This window comes from Halomonas sp. SCS19 (genome assembly GCF_040147015.1).
GTDB lineage: Bacteria > Pseudomonadota > Gammaproteobacteria > Pseudomonadales > Halomonadaceae > Halomonas > Halomonas litopenaei.
The window spans coordinates 4,572,750-4,590,457 of record NZ_JAMSHN010000001.1; the positions used below are offsets into that span (position 1 = coordinate 4,572,750).

Below are 17,708 nucleotides of genomic sequence, written 5' to 3' on the forward strand. Positions count from 1 at the left end.
GGAAGGACCGAAGATCGTAACGCAAGCTTGAAACTGGTGGAAAAGCTTAGCACGACACCCCGTGCGGGTTCTTCTGCCCGTACCTTGCAAAAGGGGCGTCTCACCCTCACATTGCTGACAGGCGCAAACTTCACTTTTTTCGATACGCGCAACAGGATTGCTCATGACGGATTGGATCACCGCCCACGGCGGCCGCTTGACCGGCTCGGACCAGGTCGACTTCGACACCCCCGACGCGGCCCGCCTCGCCCTGGACAGCACCGTGGCCACCCCGCTGGTCCATCTCGGCGCGCTGGACGTGGTCGGCCCCGACGCTGAGCGCTTTCTGCAGGGCCAGACCAGTGCCCAGCTCGCCCACGCCAATGGCCACTTCGCCCCACTGACCTGCTTCTGCACCCCCAAGGGCCGCATGCTGGCCAATGGCCAGCTGATGAAGGTCGACGACGAACGCTTCAGGATCGTGCTGCATCGCAGTCTGGTGGCTCCGCTGGCCCAGCACCTGGGCAAGTTCGCCGCCTTCTACAAGGCTGAGCTGACACCCCGCGATGACCTGGCGCTGATCGGCCTGATCGGCCAGGAAGCACCCGCCCTGACCGAGGTCGATTGCGACCTGACACCGCCCGATCCCTGGCGCCAGGCGAGCCACGGCGACACCCTGGTGCTCGGCCAGCCTGGCCCTCGCCCCCGCTACCTGATCATGCTGCCTGAAGACCAGGCAGAGGCCTTGTTCTCGCGCCTGATCGAGCAGTGTCAGCCGGTGGGCAATCAGGTATGGCGGCTGGCGGATATCCAGGCGGGGCTGTGTTTCATCGATGCCGATCAGCAGGATGCCTACCTGCCCCAGATGCTCAACTGGGAGGCACTGGCAGGCATCAGTTTCAAGAAAGGCTGCTACACCGGGCAGGAAGTGGTGGCCCGCGCCCACTTCCGCGGCCAGGTCAAGAAGCGCCTGTATCGCGCCCAGCTAGAGGGGACTCGACTGCCGCCGCTGGGCAGCGAGGTGATCGACGAAAGCGGCAAGCGCCAGGGCGAGGTGGTGGCAAGCGCCCTCGATGCCTATGGGCAGGCCGAGGTACTGGCGGTGCTGAACACCCGCGCCGATGAGGCCGCCCTCAGCTGCGAGGATCAACGTCTGAAGCTGCTGCACCTGCCCTACGCCATCGATCGGCTCGACCCCGAGAGTCTGGTCTGACATCGCTGACGCCTGGGCATTTCGACCCGGGCGATAATCCCGCCGTCGCCCTGGTCAGGGTGCCGGCAGGCCGAACAGCCGGCGGGCGTTGCGACTTGAGTGCAGCGCCACGCTTTCCGGTGCCTGCCCTCTGATCTCGGCCACGTGGCGACACACCTCGGCCACCAGGGCAGGTTCATTGCGCTCGCCCTGGTGGCCCGACAACGGCATGTCAGGGCTATCCGTCTCCAGCACGTAGGCGTCATCGGGCAGCGACGCCACCGCCCGGCGCACCCTCCTGGCCCGGGGATAGGTCACCGCCCCGCCGAGGCCCAGCGTAAATCCCAGATCGACAAAGCGCCTCGCCTGCTCCGGAGAGCCGGCGAAGGCATGGATGAGGCCCCCTGCGGGGAGGCCCAACTGGGCCAGACGCTTGGCGACTTCGTCGTTGGCACGCACACAGTGGATCACCACCGGGAGGCGCAGATCCCGCGCCAGCCTGAGCTGGGCATCGAACAAGTGCCATTGGCGATCGAGGGTGTCGCCAAAGCGCGCATCGATCCCGCACTCCCCCAGGGCGACGCAGCGAGGGTGAGCCTTCAGCGCCTGGCCCAGCGCGCTGATGTCGTCATCCTCGCCATCCAGGCGATGATGCTCCAGAAACACCGGATGCAGACCGAGACAGGCGTGCAACCCCGTCTGCTCGGCCAGCTCCAGAGTGCCCTGCCAGGCGTCACGGTGGGTACCGGCGACCACCAGCTGTTCGACGCCCGCCCGCCGGGCCCTGGACAGGACCGCGTCGCGATCGGCGTCGAAGTCGGCAAAGTCGAGGTGGCAGTGGGCGTCGATCAGCATCATTGCTCCTCTTTCCACGGAGGCGCCGTAAAAACGTCGCGAGCGATTCGAGCGCAGCAGTTTTTCCGGTGTCTCCTCAGTGCTCGCGGGTCTCCCTGAACCGTATTTCCGGCCAGCGCTCCTGGGTCATCTGCAGATTGACCCGGGTCGGGGCGATATAGGTCAGGTAGCCACCGCCGTCGATGGCCAGGTTGGTGCTGGCCTTGCGCTTGAACTCCTCGAGCATCTTCGGATCGTCGCAGTAGATCCAGCGGGCGGTATTGACGTTCACCCCTTCATACATGCAGTCGACCTTGTACTCTTCCTTGAGGCGATGGGCGACCACATCGAACTGCAGGGTACCGACGGCGCCAAGGATCAGGTCGTTGTTGTCCAACGGCATGAATACCTGGGTGGCGCCCTCCTCCGAAAGCTGCTGCAGGCCCTTCTGCAAGGCCTTCATCTTCAGCGGGTCCTTGAGCCTGACCCGCTTGAACAGCTCCGGGGCGAAGTGGGGAATGCCGGTGAATCGCATGTCCTCGCCCTGGGTGAAGGTGTCACCGATCTGGATGGTGCCATGGTTGTGCAGGCCGATGATGTCACCGGGCCAGGCTTCTTCCACGTGGGCACGATCGGAGGCCATGAAGGTCAGGGCGTCGGCGATCTTGACGTCCTTGTTGATGCGCACATGGCGCATCTTCATGTTCTTCTGGTACTTGCCCGAGCACACCCGCAGGAAGGCGATGCGGTCACGGTGATTGGGATCCATGTTGGCCTGGATCTTGAACACGAAGCCGGTGAAGCGCTCGTCCTCGGCCGGCACCTCGCGCACGTCGGTTTCCCGCGCCTGGGGCGGCGGCGCATACTCGACGAAGCCATCGAGCATCTCGCGCACGCCGAAGTTGCCCATGGCGGTACCGAAGTACACCGGCGTCAGCTCGCCACGGCGATAGGCCTCGAGGTCGAAGCTGTGGGAGGCACCGCGCACCAGCTCGACCTCCATGCGCAGCTCCTCGGCCAGATCCTCGCCGAGCACCTCGTCCACCTCGGGGCTATCGAGGCCTTCGATGCGCTTGTCTTCCGGAATTCGGTTGCCTTGCCCCTGGGTGTACAGGTGGATGACGTCATTGTAGAGGTGATAGACCCCCTTGAACTGACGCCCCATGCCGATCGGCCAGGTCATCGGCGCACACTGGATATTGAGCACCGTCTCGACCTCATCCATCACCTCGATGGGGTCACGGATGTCGCGGTCCATCTTGTTGACGAAGGTGAGGATGGGCGTGGTGCGCAGGCGGCAGACCTCCATCAGCTTGATGGTGCGGTCCTCGACGCCCTTGGCGCCGTCGATCACCATCAGCGCTGAGTCCACCGCGGTCAGGGTGCGGTAGGTATCCTCGGAGAAGTCCTCGTGGCCCGGCGTATCGAGCAGGTTGACCATGCGACCGCCGTAGGGGAACTGCATCACCGAGGTGGTCACGGAGATACCGCGCTCCTGCTCCATCTTCATCCAGTCCGAGGTGGCGTGGCGATCGTCACGCTTGCTCTTTACCGAACCGGCCAGCTGGATGGCGTTTCCGAACAACAGCATCTTTTCGGTGATGGTGGTCTTGCCCGCGTCCGGGTGGCTGATGATGGCAAAGGTGCGCCGAAGCCCGGTTTCCTGGGCCTGCTTGGGGTTGGACATGGAGACGGTTGCCTGCTTGCTCGTAAAAAAGTGGGGCACGGGGACAAGGCCCCCATGCGCAAGGGAGCCATGATACCGCGACAGGGGCCCTGGCTGCATCTGACTATACTGACACCATCATCCTCTCTATCGAGCCCCCTCGAGCGTCGTTACGGCTCTGCGGTTCATTGCGCTTCGCATTAATGCAATAGATTCGCGATCAAGCTGTCATCGACGGCCGCAATGCTAGGCGACTGGCCGCGACCGCTCCCCCGCGAAGGGCGACGCGCCACCCCGCCAAGACCACCGGACGCAACGACAAGGAGAGCCCCATGCAACCCACCCGACGCCAGTTTATTGGACTCGGCCTCAAGGCCGGTGCCGGCCTCGGCCTGATCACCGCCGCCCCCGGCATCGTGCTGGCCGAATCCCGTCGGCCCGTGATCACCTCCGGGGTAATGAGCGGCGACGTCGGCACCGACCGCGCCATCATCTGGTCGCGTGCCGACCGCCCCTCGCGGATGCTGCTGGACATCGCCGACAACGCTGCCTTCAACAACGCCCGTACCCTGCAGGGACCCACCGCCCTGCCGGCCAGCGGGCTGACCGCCAAGCTCGACGTCACTGGCCTTGCCGACCTGCCGGAGGTGTTCTACCGCGTGCGCTTTGCGGCCCTCGGCGACGACCGCGCCGTCAGCGAGCCGGTCATCGGCCGGCTGGTCATGCCGGGACGTTCACGCCGTTCGGTACGTTTCGTGTGGTCGGGCGATACCGTCGGCCAGGGCTGGGGCATCGACGAATCCCGCGGCGGCATGCGCATCTACGACACCATGCTCAAGCAGTCGCCGGACTTCTTCCTGCACTCCGGCGACACCATCTACGCCGATGGCCCGCTCGAAGAAAGCGTGAACCTGGAGGACGGCAGCGTCTGGCGCAACCGCATGACCGACGCCAAGAGCAAGGTGGCCGAGACCCTGGACGAGTTTCGCGGCCAGTACCTCTACAACCTGCTGGACGACAACCTCAAGCGCTTCAACGCCGAGGTACCGATGTACGCCCAGTGGGACGACCACGAGACCGTCAACAACTGGTACCCCGGCGAGATCCTCGATGATCCGCGCTACACCGAGAAGAACGTCTCGCTGCTGGCGGCGCGTGCCCGCCGCGCCTTCCTCGAGTCGATGCCGATCCGTCAGCGCCCCGAGGCCCCGGAGATGATTCGCCGTCGCTTCACCTACGGTCCCGAACTCGAGGTGTTCATGCTCGACATGCGCACCTATCGCGCGGCCAACAGCACCAATACCCAGGGCGCCGAGGACCCGGCCTCAAGCCTGATGGGGGCTCGCCAGGTGGACGACTTGATCGCGGCGCTGAAGGCCTCGACGGCCACCTGGAAGATCATCGCCTCCGACATGCCTGTGGGCCTGGTGGTCGCCGACGGCGAGCACTTCGAAGCGGTGGCCAATGGCGAGGGTGGCGCCCCTTCCGGGCGCGAGCACGAGATCGCCCGACTGCTCAAGGCGATCCACGACAACGCCATCGCCAACGTGGTGTGGCTGACCGCCGATGTCCACTACACGGCCGCCCATCACTATGCGCCGGAACGTGCCAGCTTCCAGCAGTTCACGCCCTTCTGGGAATTCGTCAGCGGCCCGCTGCACGCCGGTACCTTCGGCCCCAATACCCTGGACGCCACCTTTGGCCCGGAGGTGGTGTTCCAGAAGGCCCCCGCCGATGGTCGAGCCAACCTGCCGCCCAGCGAAGGCTTTCAGTTCTTCGGCCAGGTGGACCTGGATGGCGACAGCCTGGCGCTCACCGTCACCCTCAAGGACACCGAGGGCAACAGCCTGCATCAGCAGGTATTGACGCCCCAGCAGGCCAGCTAGTCAGGCGATGCCGCCTGTCGCTGCCAAGACCCGACAGCGCCGCCGTCAAGGCGGCGCTTGTCCTTTGCCCCTGAGGCCACGGGCCCAATGGAGCGCACGACAGGCCCACCATGCGCAGGTCCGACTGCGCCCCCCTATAGCGGCTTAGCCCTCAGACGTGGTGTGACGTGATGTCCGTGAGGCCAGCGCGGCCTTGAGGTGTTCCAGGTAGCTCAGCAACACCGGGATCACCGCCAGCACCAGCAGGGTCGAGACACCGAGTCCGAAGGCGATGGTCACCGCCATCGGGATCAGGAACTGAGCCTGCAGCGAGGTCTCGAACAGCAGTGGGGTCAACCCGCCGATGGTCGTCAGGGATGTCAGGAACATGGCCCTGACCCGCTGCACCACCGCCTCGTTGAGAGCCGCGTCGATATCCCGCCCGGCGTCACGCTCGTGACGATAGAAGGTCACCAGGATGATCGCATTGTTGACCACGATCCCGGACAGCCCGAACAGCCCGAACATCGACAGGATGGTGAGATCCAGCCCCATCACCCAATGGCCCAGCAGGGCTCCCACCAGCGCCAGCGGAATGGTCGCCATCACGATCAGCGGCAGGCTCCAGGAGGCAAATACCCAAGCCAGCACCACGTACATCAGCCCCAGCCCGATGATCAGACCGGTACGCATGTCGGCGAAGGTATCACGCTGGTCCGCCGCCTGGCCCTCGAAGGTGTAGCTCAGGTGGTAGCGCTCGGTCAGCGCCGGCAGCACCTCGGCTTGCAGCGCCTCGACCACCGTGGCGGTGTTGGTCACCTCGGTGTCGAGGTCGGCACTCACCTCCACGGCCAGACGCCCATCGGCGTGACGCAGCGCCTCGAAGCCCTGGCGGTGATCCAGTGCCATCACCTGGTCCAATGGCACCAGGCGGCCATCGTCCACTCGCACCATCAGCCGCGGCAGGGTCGCCAGGTGCTCACGCTGGTACTTCGGTAACAGCACCCGCACCTCGATCTCGTCGGCACCGTCCTGGTAGGTCTGCACCAGCACGCCATCGAAGGCTGCCCGCAGCTGGCGTCCGAGTTCCCGGGTGGTCAGGCCCAGCGCCTGACCATAGGCGTTAACCGAGTAGATCAGCTGTTCGCGCCCCCAGGGCATGTCGTCCTCGGGCTCCAGCACCCCGGGCAACTGTCCGAGGCTACGGGTCAGTGATTCCGCCGCCCGCTTCAGCGACTCGGCGGACTCGCCGACCAGGCGCACGTTGACGTCACGCCCCGGTGGCCCGCCGCTGCGCTCGACGATGGACAGGGTGTCGAGTCCCGGGACCTCGGACAGACGCTCTCGCCAGGCACGGATAAACGGCAGATTGCGCACCGAGCGCCGGTCGGACGGCACCAGCTCGACCATGATCGAGCCGACATTGTCACCGGTACGCCCGCTGGCGTCGGCGGACAGGGTGCCGCCCACGCGCACCACGGCGCTGCGCACCAGATCCCCGCCGAGGGCCTCTTCGGTGTCATCGAGGGCCTTTTGCATGGTGGCCAGGTAGTCCTCGACCCTATCTCGAGAGGTGCCGGTGACGAAGCTCAGGTTGGCGTAGAGGATATTCGGCTCCGGCGTGGGGAAGAAATTGAACGCCAGACGTCCGCCCGCCAGCAGCCCCACCGTCACCAGCACCAGCGCCAGCGCCGCGCTCAAGGTCAGCGCCCGATGGCGTAGGGTGCTGGCGGAGAAGCGTCGGAAGGGCCCCTGGCGAAAACGATCGAAGCCGCCGTCGAAGGCACGTCGCAGACGCCCCAGCGGCCCCGGACGGCGCTCGCCGCCGGCGCGAGGCGAGAAGGCATTGCGCAGGTGGGCCGGCAGCACCACGAAGCACTCCAGCAAGGAGGCCACCAGCACGCAGATCATCACCACCGGAATGTCGCGCAGGATGTTGCCGATGATTCCCCCCACCATCAACAGCGGCATGAAGGCGGCCACGGTGGTCAAGGACGACGCTACCACCGGCCACAGCATCCTGCGGGCCGCACCCGCCGAGGCCAGGCGTGCCGCCTCGCCTGCTCGAAAGTGGGCATCGGCGTCCTCGCCGACGACAATGGCGTCATCGACGATCACCCCCAACGCCATGATCAGGGCAAACAGCGAGATCATGTTGACCGAGCCGCCGATGCCCCAGAACACCGCCAGGGCACCGAGAAAGGCGGTGGGAATACCGATGGCCACCCACAGCGCCACCCGCGCCGGCAGGAACAGATACAACAGCGCCAGCACCAGCACCAGGCCGCCCAGGCCGTTGTTGATCAGCAGACCGATGCGATCGGCGATCAGCTGCCAGGTCTCGTCGTGGACCTCCAGCGTGATGCTCTCCGGCAGTTCCGCGCGGGTTTGCTCCAGCCAGCCATTGAGCACCTCGGCGGCGGCCAGTGAGTTGCCGCTCTCCGAGCGCTGCAGCATCAGCTCCACCGCCGGTTGTCCATGGTGGAGCACCTCCACCTGACGCGGACGGTTCTCCTGGCGGATCACCGCGATGTCACCGAGCGCCAGACGCACCCGCTGGCCCCCGCGCACCGCGATATCGGCGAACTCCTCGGCGCTGCGGCGCTGTTCCACCGCGCGCAGCTCCCGCTCGCCGTCCTGACTGCCAAGCAGCCCCGCGGGCAGGTCCAGCGACAGTCCCTCGATGCGCTCGGCGATCTCCGGCAGGCTCAGGTCCAGCTCGCCGAGCCGCTCCACCGGTACCTCCACGCTGATCTGCTGCTCCGGCAGCCCGACCAGCTCGACCCGATCGATTCCGGCCGACAACAGCTCGTCCTCGAAGCGACGGGCCAGCCGACGCAGCGCCTCGCGATCGACGTCACCGGACAGTATCAGGCGGGCCACCGGCTCGAAGTTCTGGGCCCGCGAAACGCGCGGCTCCTCGGCGTCCCCGGGCAGATTGGTGAAGCCATCGACCTGCTCGCGCACATCATCCAGCGCCAGCACCGGGTCGGTACCCTCGTAGAACTCCAGGGTAATGCTCGACACCCCCTGGGCCGAGGTCGAGGTCATCCGCTTCAGGCCATCGAGATTGCGCAGGCGCTGCTCCAGCGGGATGGTGATGCCCTGCTCCACGTCTTCGGCCGAGGCGCCGCTGTAGACGGTCTGCACCGAGACGATGTCCAGCGCAAAATCGGGGAAGAACTGGATGTTCATCCGCGACAGGCCCAGGGCGCCGCCGATCAGCATCACCAGCATCACCAGGTTGGCCGCGACCCGGTGGCGGACAAAGAAGCCGATCGGGCCTCTGGGGGCATTCGGTTGGGTATCTTCGCTCACGGGCCGGTCTCCGCCCGAACATCGTCGCCCGCGGACGGTGAGCTCACAGACTCACCAGACCTCTGGCCAGCCGGCGCCTGGGTTGCGCTGATATCGGCGGGCCCGCTGCCCCGGGACAGGTCCACCACTCTCAATCCTTCGATGGCGTTGGGCAGATGGGTGGTGGCCAGGCGCTGGCCGTCGGCCAGACCCTCACCGCTGACGATCACCCAGGAGCCCCCGTCAGGCCCGCTGGTCTCGCCGTGACGCCTGACCTCAATCGGCCGCAGACGTCCCTGTTCGATGACGTAGATCCGATCGGCACCGTACAGGGCGCTGAAGGGTATCGCCGCACTGTCGGCCACCTCGGGACGGGCAAGCGATAGCGATACCAGCGAACCAGGCCGCAGGCGGGCCGGCGAGGACACCACCTCGAGGATGGCCTCGGTGCCGGCGGGGTCCCCCTGGCCCGACAGTGCTCTCAGCCGATAGCGCCCGCCCTCGTCGTCGACGGCCTCAGGGGGAGCGCCATCGGCCAGGCTCGACACCAGTTCGGACTGCACGCCCCTGGGCACCCGGGCACGCACCTCGAGGCCATCGAGCGGGATCAGATCGAGCAGGGCGTCACCCTCGCGCACCCGGTCGCCCGGCGCGACTTCAACAGCGGTGACGATACCGGCGAAAGGCGCTTCGGCCCGGGCCCTTCGCGCATCGCGACGGGCTTCGGCCAGCGACGCCTCGGCCTGGCGCCGCTGGGCCTCGAGACTGGTCAGCCTGGCGGGGTGTCCGTCGAGTTCGCCCTGGCGACTGACCAGCGTCACCTGGGCTCGAGCGATTTCGTTCTCGTCGGCGTCAAGCTCGGCCCGGGAGGCCAGATTACGCCGCACCAGCGAGCGCATACGCTCGAGCTGACTGCGGGCGTTGTCGAGCAGCGACTGTTCCCGGGCCAGCGCCTGTCGATCGCTCTCGAAGCGAATCTTTTCCGCCTCGATCTCAGCCTCCAGCCGTGCCACCTCCGCCTCGGCCCGCGTCACCACCGGCACCACGTCTTCCTCGGCCAGGGCTACCAGCAGGTCGCCCTCTTCGACCCGGTCACCATCATGTACCGGGCGCTGCCCGACGTGGCCATCCAGCGACGCCACCAGCCTCAGGCGATCCGGCGCCAGCACCTCGCCGTAGAGCGCCAGGGTCGGTGCGTGGCGGCCCAGCGACAGCGTCATGGCGGCGACCGGCCACTCTCGCTCTTCCACCGTTACCGGAGGCGGCGCCGGCCGCGTCACCTTCAACAGCCAGAACCCACCCACGCCGATCGCCAGAACCACGATCGGTAGCAGTCGCTTCAGCATTCCATCCATTCCCTTGTTCAGACCGCGCCCTTTGCCGATGAAGCGCTGTGTCAACGCATGCCGATAAAGCCACTTGGTAGTGTGCTCAAGCCGACAGTCACGTCGAAGACACCACCTGGCGTCTTCGCTGCACAGGCTCCTGCCACTGTTGCCCAGCCACGGGCGAGACGCAATCGCTCACCGCCAACGACCTTGTCCCTTGTGCGCATGCCCCTGGGAGCGGAGCCACCGATCCGGGCGCCGTGCCTGTAGCGCGCGCCCCACGACGGCCGGGGCTGCGATGCGCTATCATGCCGCCACTCATCGAGGGAGAGATCATGCCTGCCGCCCTTCCATTGCCGCTGTCGACGCCCAACCGCAATCTGATCCGCCTGACCTTCGTACGCGGCATCACCTGGACCGGCTTCCTGGTCGCCATCATCGTCGGCATCGAGCTGCTGGACTTCGCCCTCGACGTTCCTGCGGTGATCGCGGTGATCGTCGCCATGGGCCTGATCAATATCGCCACCTGGTGGCGCCTGGGCCGGCCCAGGGATGTCAGCCATCACGAGTACCTGATCCACCTGCTGCTGGACGTGGCCGGGCTGACCCTGCTGTTCTACTTCACCGGCGGTGCGACCAATCCCTTCATCACCTACTATCTGGTGCCGGTGACCATCGCCGCCGCCACCCTGCCCTGGCGTCACGCCTGGATCCTGGCACTCACCGCCATGGCCGCCTATAGCGCCCTGATGGTGGTCTACCATCCGGTGCCGCAGCTGGGCTCCCACTACGCCTCCAGCGTCAACCTTCACGTGCTCGGCATGTGGCTCAACTTCTTCCTGTCGGCAGGGCTGGTGACCTTCTTCATCTACAAGATGGCCCACGCCCTGCGCCATCGCGACCAGACCCTGGCTCGGACTCGCGAGGCGGCGCTGCGCTCGGAACAGGTGCTGGCGGTAGCGACCCAGGCCGCCGGCACCGCCCACGAACTCGGCACGCCGCTGTCGACCATGGCGGTGGTACTGTCCGAACTCAAGAACGAACACCACGACGACCCCAGGCTGGTGGAAGATATCGACCTCTTGCGCCAGCAGGTTGACACCTGCAAGGCGCGCCTGCGCAACCTGGTCGAAAGCGCCGACCTCAGGCGCAAGGACGAGCCGGAGACCCGCGACGCCCAGAGCTGGCTCGATGGCGTGATCGACCGCTGGCTGGTGCTGCGCCCGGACGTTACCCATCGCCTTGAGGTCGCACGCCGACGCGGCCAGCCATCGATCGCGGTGGATACCACCCTGGACCAGGCGCTGACCAACCTGCTGAACAACGCCGCCGACGCCCAGCCAGACGATATCGAGATCCAGCTCGACTGGACCGCCGACAAGGTGATCATCGATATCCGCGATCATGGGCCAGGCATCCCCATGTCGATCGCCGACCAGCTCGGCGAGACCTTCGTGTCGACCAAGAGCAAGGGACTGGGAATCGGCCTGTTCCTGACCCATGCCACCATCAATCGCTTCGGCGGGGGCGTCAGTCTGTATAATCATCACGACGGCGGCACCCTGACCGAGGTCACCCTGCCCCGCGTCGGCTGAGTCTCCATTCACGAGGACATCATGCAAGACACCGCACACCGGCTACTGATCATCGATGACGATGAGGTCTTTTGCCACGTACTCGAACGCGCCATGCAGCGCCGCGGCCACGAGGTCGAGGTGGCCCATGACGCCACCCAGGCGCTGGAACTGGCGCGTCGCCACCAGCCTGAGGTCGCCACCCTGGACCTCAAGCTCGACCAGGACTCGGGGTTGAAGCTGTTGCCCGAACTGCTGGAGGTGGTTCCCGACTGCCGCATCGTGGTGCTGACCGGCTACTCCAGCATCGCCACGGCGGTGGAGGCGATCAAGCTCGGCGCGGTCAACTACCTGTGCAAGCCAGTGGACGCCGACGAGGTACTCAGCGCCCTGGAACAGCGTGAGGGCAATCCCGAGACCGAGGTGGCGGACAATCCCCCGTCGATCAACCGCCTGACCTGGGAGCATATCCAGAAGGTGCTGCAGGAACACGACGGCAACATCTCGGCCACCGCCAGGGCGCTCGGCATGCACCGTCGCACCCTGCAGCGCAAGCTGCAGAAGCGGCCAGTCCGGCGTTGATGAAACCATCGTACGCCGCTGGTGATAGCTCTCGAGACAGTAGCCCCGCGCTAAAGCAGACGCCCGATACAGCGGACACCCGATACAAAAGAGACGCAGCCCAAGGGCTGCGTCTCTTGTTTGAGCTCAGCACGCTAGTGCATGCCCGACGTCGGGTGTCTCTCCGTCCTTCTCTCTACCGGCCTTCCCTACCGTCCTTCATTGCGTCAGGCGTCTCTAGATCAGAGGTCTTTGCGCCCGTGCATTTTACCCCCAGGCTCTCAACACGAAGGGCCAAGCGCCAGGGGGTCTGCAACAGAGGGTCTGAAACAGAAAGGTCTGCAACGGAGGCTCTGCAACAGCGTGCTTTACTGGGCGGTCCAGCCCAGATCGATATTCCAGCTGGCGCCGGTGACTGCACCGGCCGCATCCGAGGCAAGATACCCGACCAGGCTCGCCACCTCGGAGGGGTCGATCAAGCGCTTAACGGCGGCATTCTTGAGCATGATCTGTTCGATCACCTCCTGCTCCTCCATCCCATGGAGTCTGGCCTGGTCGGCGATCTGATTGTCCACCAGTGGCGTCTTGACGTAGGCCGGACACAGGGCGTTGGCGGTGATGCCCTGGGCGCCGCCTTCCAGCGCAGCGGTCTTGGTCAGTCCGATCATGCCATGCTTGGCGCTGATGTAGGCGGCCTTGCCGGGCGAGGCCACCTGGGCATGGACCGAGGCGATATTGACGATGCGCCCCCAACCATTCTCGCGCATTGACGGCCAGGCCGCCTGGGTCAGCAGGAAGGGCGCGGTCAGCATCAGATCGATGATCTGACGCCATTTTTCCTGGGGGAACTCCTCGATGGGAGCGACGTGCTGGATGCCGGCGTTGTTGACCAGAATATCCAGCCGCCCGAAGCGCCTCAGGGCTTCATCGACGGCGCCGCGACAGGCCTCGGCCTGGGTGAGATCGGCCTCGTGGAAGACCGCACCCTCGGCCTCGGCCACCTCCCGTCCGGCCGGGTTGAAGTCGACCGCCAGGACTTGATGCCCCTGAGCACGCAGATGGGCGACGACCGCCGCACCGATGCCGCTGCTGGTGCCTGTCACCAGGGCAACTCTGGGAGTGGAATGATCGCTCACTATTGCTCTCCTCTGGGTCTGGAACACATCACCCGTCGAACGGGTGGCGTCGCTGATGACGATGCCTGCCAATGCCTACATCAGCATCCCAGCATATGCCAGTGCTGCATTGCAGCGCCAGCCGGACAAAGGTCTCGATCGCTCACTCGGGGGCCGTCATCACCTTGTCCATCAGCCGCTGTGCCAGGCGACAGGCCTCGCCCATGTCGTCGACATCGCCAAGGTCGTTCAATAGCAGGCAGCGCCACAATATGTCCCCGGCCATGATTTCCGGCTCCAGCTCGAATTCCCCCCTTGGCAGCTCCAGCACCTGAGGCCCGGCCGTGCCCGTATCGCAGGCCTCGGCGGATTCCCGCACCAGCGCCAGCGACAGGTCGCAGGGCGTCAGCCAGGCGCCAACCAGCCATCCAGGCCGGCCAGGACAGGGCGCAAAACACAAGGCATCCACCGCAAGCCGGGGGTGAAACTCCGGACGCGCCTTGAGCGCTCGCAGGTGACGATCACTGAATTCCCTGGCAAGACGTTCCAGCCGCCGGTACTGCTCCATCGATAGCGCAGACATCACACCTTCCTGTCACTGTTGAACCCTTGATTCCCCGTTACTGCCCTCGACACCCACAGGCACGCGCCGAACGGGAATGTTAGACTTCAGCCAAAATCCCTCCCCCTGCAAGGAGTCGCCCATGACCCTCGAGGAACGTCTGGAAGCCACCATCGACATCGCCACGGCGGCTGGCAAGATGATCCGCGATGCCCGCGAAGGTGACGACCTCAAGCATCACTTCAAGGAAGGCCAGGAGCTGGTCACCGATACCGACGTGGCGGTGGACACCATGATCACCGAACGCCTGGAATCGGCCTTCCCCGGCGAGGACCGCCTCAGTGAGGAGCTGGCCCCCGACAAGGATGCCGTGGAACAAGATGGCGCCCTGTGGGTGGTCGATCCCATCGATGGTACCGTCAATTTCGCCCACGGGCTTTTCCATGTGGCGGTGTCCATCGCCTACGTCAAGGATGGCGTCACCCAATTGGGCGTGGTCCATGCCCCCTTCCTCGGCGAGACCTTCACCGCAATACGCGACAAGGGGGCCTGGCGCAATGGACAGTCGATCAGCGCAAGCCAGAGCGAGTCCCTCGAGCAGAGCCTGGTCGGTACCGGCTTTCCATACCGGCGTGACAGCCGTCTGCCTCTGATGCGTCGCCTTGGCGCGGTGCTTCACCACTGTCGCGATGTGCGTCGCAACGGCGCCGCCGCCCTGGACCTGTGCGATGTCGCCTGTGGTCGCCTGGACGCCTACTACGAAACCGTCTCTCCCTGGGATTTCGCCGCAGGCTGGCTGATCGCCCGAGAGGCCGGCGCCCGCACCGGGCACCTGTATCCCTGCCCGGAGGGCCTGCCCGAGGACCTTTACGGCGAGAACCTGCTGGTCAGCGCTCCAGCGATCTTCGACGAGCTCGGAGAGCTGCTGCGCCAGGCCGACGCAGGGGAATTGCGCGATATCGGTATCGGTTGAGCGTCGACTTTTCGCCATGTCGATAGCCGTGTTCGATCGGACGGCATTCAGCAACGCTATTGGCCTTCCGCGACGCAATCCGTCACAATGCGCGCCATCCACTTACTCATTGACCGTCCCGCAGCATGGTGCCGGACAGGTCGCTGATTCAACACTACCCACTGCATCAACGATGCGAGGAGCTTTCATGATTGTTGTCATCTTCGGTCGCCCCGGCTGCCCCTTCTGCGTACGCGCCAAGGAGCTCGCCAACTCCCTGAGCGACGCCGGGCGCATCGAGGGCTACCGCTACGTGGACATTCACGAAGAAGGCATCACCAAGGCCGATATGGAAAAGACCATCGGCAAGCCGGTCACCACCGTGCCGCAGATCTTCGTCGACCAGACCCACGTGGGCGGCTTCACCGAATTCGACCAGTACGTTCGCGACAATGAGCTGATGCCTGCCTGAACCGACGGCACAGCCGGTAACAAGACGGGAAGCCCACACGGGCTTCCCGTTTTTTTGCTGAAGACCCCACGAAACGTGCGCCTGGTCATGCCACCTGCCCTGCCCATCCTGGCCAACAGAGCTTGCCCTCACCCGTCTGGCCGCCGAAACCGTTGAACGTTCGCCCGTCGTTGAAAGATCGTCCCTCCTTCCTGCCTATACTCACAGAACAGGCTTCCTGGCAGGCAAGGATCGGCAATGACAGAGCAGCAGCGCTTCGTTCAGCAATTGTGGCTGGACTACGTCCATCAGCACCCTGACATCGGTGCGCTGCGCCTGTGGCCGGTGGATGCGCCGGTCGAGTGCTTCACGCTGGTCACCGTGAGCCAGTCCCCCTGGAGCCTGGCCTCCCTGTTGCCGGATCTTGAACAGCACGGCTACCGCCCTCTATATCGCTACGCCCTTCCCGACCGAGGCCTGCTCGCCTGCCTGTTTGCCGGCCGTGAAGAAGGGCCGAGACTGAACATCGTCGAGCTGCAGACCACCCGTCTGTCGCGCCAGCCTCGCGATACTCTGCTGAAGCTGGTCGCCACCGGCAACGCAGAACGAACCCCATTGCTTGGCGCCAACCGCCCCTGGTCGATGCCTGACTGGGACAGCTACCAGCAGCTTCATCGCGCCCATCCACTGGCCGGCTGGCTGGCGGTCATGGGCCCCCGGGTGCATCACGTCGCCTTCGATTGCCGCAGACTCGACAGAAGCCTGGTCGAGCTGGACCAGGCACTCCAGCAACATGGCCTGCACGCCGGACAGAACGAGGATCTGGCGCTCCCGCTGTCGGCGATGGTCGAACACCGCTTCTACCCGACCTGTTCTCGGCGTCTGGCGTTCGCCCTGGGAGATGAACATCGGGTGCAGCTCGGCGGCCTGCTGCTGCTGGAAAAACAGGCCAGTGCGGGCCAGCAACGTACCGCCGACGTGATGCTGCCACCCCACAGCCGCTGCGAAATCACCTGACGCCGGGCGTCAGCCGACGGCGTCGGCTGTGTGCTCTTCTTCACCCTCCAGGTCCAGCTCAAGCTGCTGGGGCTCATAGCGGGGATCGATCTCGGCGAAGTGCGGAGTCTCCATCACCGGCTGAGCGACGAAGGGCTCCTGCTCGACCGACTTGCCCCGCTCACCGTGGAGCCTGACCATCACGAACATGGCCAGGGCAAAGGCCGCCATGCCGAGAAACAGCCATAGTCCGTCGGGACCCGCCGCCTGCATCACCAGCGAGGCACTGAAAGGCCCGATGACCGAGCCGATGCCGTACCAGATCATCAGCTTGGCATTGGCAGCGACCACCTCCTCGGGTTCGAGCCAGTCATTGGTATGGGCCAGACTGAGCGAATACAGGGTGTGCAGCATGGCAGTGTGGCCGCAGGCGATCGCCAGCAGCAGCCAGAAGCTGGCACCGGCCGCCGCCGAGATCAGAGCACCGGTGACGGTCATCACGATCGCCATCCACAGAATGACGCGACGCCGGTCGAGACGATCCGAAACCCGTCCCAGCCCCCACTGGGCGACCAGCGCCACCAGGGTGGTAACCGCCATGAACTTGGCGGTCTGGGCGGTGGTCAGGCCGATTTCCTGACCGTAGTACGGAGTCATGGCGAAGAACGCCTGCACCATCAGGCCGCCGGTAAAGGCACCGACCAGGCCCACCGGCGCCCGCCGATACAGGGTCGACAGACGAATCTTGCGCGGCGTCACATCGTGGTGACGACTGGGCCCCTGGATACGATGAATCGACAACGGGACCAGCGACAGCGCAAACAGCATCCCCACCACCGAGAACAGTACCGGGCCGCCCGGGTCGGCCAGATTGAGCATCCACTGGCCGCCGGCCAGCGAGGTGGTCGAAATCACCATGTACCAGCCCAGAACGCGACCGCGATTATCGTTGCTGGACTCCCCCGACACCCAGGACTCCATGACCATCAACAGGCCCGCCGTGGCACCACCCCCGATCAGCCGCCAGACCAGCCAGGCCCAGGGATTGATCCACAGTCCATGAAGCATGGCGGTAACCGCCAGCGACGCCGCACAGGCGGCGAACACGCGAATATGGCCGACGCTGCGAATGCGCTTCTCGAGCCAGTAGCTTCCGGCCACGAACCCCAGCGAGAAGCTCGACATCAGAAGCCCCGCCATCTGGGAGGGGAAGCCCTCCAGCGACATGCGGACCCCGAGCAGGGTCATGATCAGACCGTGACCCAGCAGGAAGCTGATCTCACACAGGAACAGAACCGGGAGAGTGGCAGGGAGTGCGCGCAACACAGACCTCCGT

The 17,708-nt window shown here is 65.4% G+C and carries 14 protein-coding genes; 7 read left to right on the forward strand and 7 right to left on the reverse strand.

Translation table 11 applies throughout. The features are described from left to right. The first annotated feature begins 163 nt into the window (after window positions 1-163). Entirely contained in the window at window positions 164-1,192 is a 1,029-nt protein-coding gene (gene ygfZ, locus NFH97_RS19800; protein ID WP_349625418.1) for a CAF17-like 4Fe-4S cluster assembly/insertion protein YgfZ, read from the forward strand. A gap of 54 nt (window positions 1,193-1,246) precedes the next feature. Here ygfZ and NFH97_RS19805 read toward each other — a convergent pair whose 3' ends face one another. Further along, entirely contained in the window at window positions 1,247-2,026 is a 780-nt protein-coding gene (locus NFH97_RS19805; protein ID WP_349625517.1) for a TatD family hydrolase, read from the reverse strand. A 76-nt stretch (window positions 2,027-2,102) separates the two neighbouring features. After that, window positions 2,103-3,692: a peptide chain release factor 3 gene (locus NFH97_RS19810; protein ID WP_348828054.1), complete on the reverse strand. Its 1,590-nt coding sequence runs from the start codon at window positions 3,690-3,692 to the stop codon at window positions 2,103-2,105. A gap of 311 nt (window positions 3,693-4,003) precedes the next feature. Here NFH97_RS19810 and NFH97_RS19815 point away from each other — a divergent pair, with 311 nt between their 5' ends. Continuing rightward, window positions 4,004-5,557: an alkaline phosphatase D family protein gene (locus NFH97_RS19815; RefSeq protein WP_349625419.1), complete on the forward strand. Its 1,554-nt coding sequence runs from the start codon at window positions 4,004-4,006 to the stop codon at window positions 5,555-5,557. Between the two features lie 144 nt (window positions 5,558-5,701). Here NFH97_RS19815 and NFH97_RS19820 read toward each other — a convergent pair whose 3' ends face one another. Both NFH97_RS19820 and NFH97_RS19825 read right to left on the reverse strand, forming a co-directional pair. Then, window positions 5,702-8,854, reverse strand: a complete 3,153-nt coding sequence (locus NFH97_RS19820) for an efflux RND transporter permease subunit (protein WP_349625420.1) — start codon at window positions 8,852-8,854, stop codon at window positions 5,702-5,704. Continuing rightward, window positions 8,851-10,179, reverse strand: coding sequence for an efflux RND transporter periplasmic adaptor subunit (locus NFH97_RS19825; protein ID WP_349625421.1), 1,329 nt, complete (start codon window positions 10,177-10,179; stop codon window positions 8,851-8,853). Before NFH97_RS19825 ends, NFH97_RS19820 begins: the two co-directional genes overlap by 4 nt. Window positions 10,180-10,496: 317 nt before the next feature. Between NFH97_RS19825 and NFH97_RS19830 the strand changes: the two genes are divergently transcribed. Continuing rightward, window positions 10,497-11,756 (forward strand): ATP-binding protein, encoded by a 1,260-nt coding sequence (locus NFH97_RS19830; protein WP_045991463.1) that lies wholly within the window; start codon window positions 10,497-10,499, stop codon window positions 11,754-11,756. 21 nt (window positions 11,757-11,777) lie between these two features. Next, window positions 11,778-12,317: a response regulator transcription factor gene (locus tag NFH97_RS19835; RefSeq protein WP_045991464.1), complete on the forward strand. Its 540-nt coding sequence runs from the start codon at window positions 11,778-11,780 to the stop codon at window positions 12,315-12,317. Window positions 12,318-12,664: 347 nt separating this feature from the next. Here NFH97_RS19835 and NFH97_RS19840 read toward each other — a convergent pair whose 3' ends face one another. Then, window positions 12,665-13,432, reverse strand: coding sequence for a 3-hydroxybutyrate dehydrogenase (locus NFH97_RS19840; protein ID WP_375038409.1), 768 nt, complete (start codon window positions 13,430-13,432; stop codon window positions 12,665-12,667). Between the two features lie 142 nt (window positions 13,433-13,574). Continuing rightward, window positions 13,575-13,994: a [NiFe]-hydrogenase assembly chaperone HybE gene (hybE, locus tag NFH97_RS19845; RefSeq protein ID WP_349625422.1), complete on the reverse strand. Its 420-nt coding sequence runs from the start codon at window positions 13,992-13,994 to the stop codon at window positions 13,575-13,577. A gap of 121 nt (window positions 13,995-14,115) precedes the next feature. On the opposite strand from hybE, the gene NFH97_RS19850 reads away from it, so the two are divergent. The 3 genes from NFH97_RS19850 (at window position 14,116) to NFH97_RS19860 (ending at window position 16,393) form a co-directional block, all read left to right on the forward strand. Further along, the gene (locus NFH97_RS19850; RefSeq protein ID WP_108133581.1) at window positions 14,116-14,946 is read left to right on the forward strand and encodes an inositol monophosphatase family protein; all 831 of its coding nucleotides are present in this window, start codon (window positions 14,116-14,118) and stop codon (window positions 14,944-14,946) included. 187 nt (window positions 14,947-15,133) lie between these two features. Further along, on the forward strand, window positions 15,134-15,397 hold the full coding sequence (locus tag NFH97_RS19855; protein WP_045991468.1) for a GrxA family glutaredoxin: 264 nt from the start codon (window positions 15,134-15,136) through the stop codon (window positions 15,395-15,397). A gap of 237 nt (window positions 15,398-15,634) precedes the next feature. After that, window positions 15,635-16,393: a VOC family protein gene (locus tag NFH97_RS19860; RefSeq protein ID WP_108133580.1), complete on the forward strand. Its 759-nt coding sequence runs from the start codon at window positions 15,635-15,637 to the stop codon at window positions 16,391-16,393. 9 nt (window positions 16,394-16,402) lie between these two features. On the opposite strand, the gene NFH97_RS19865 is transcribed toward NFH97_RS19860, so the two are convergent. After that, window positions 16,403-17,695, reverse strand: a complete 1,293-nt coding sequence (locus NFH97_RS19865) for an MFS transporter (RefSeq protein ID WP_045991470.1) — start codon at window positions 17,693-17,695, stop codon at window positions 16,403-16,405. Between the last annotated feature and the right edge of the window lie 13 nt (window positions 17,696-17,708).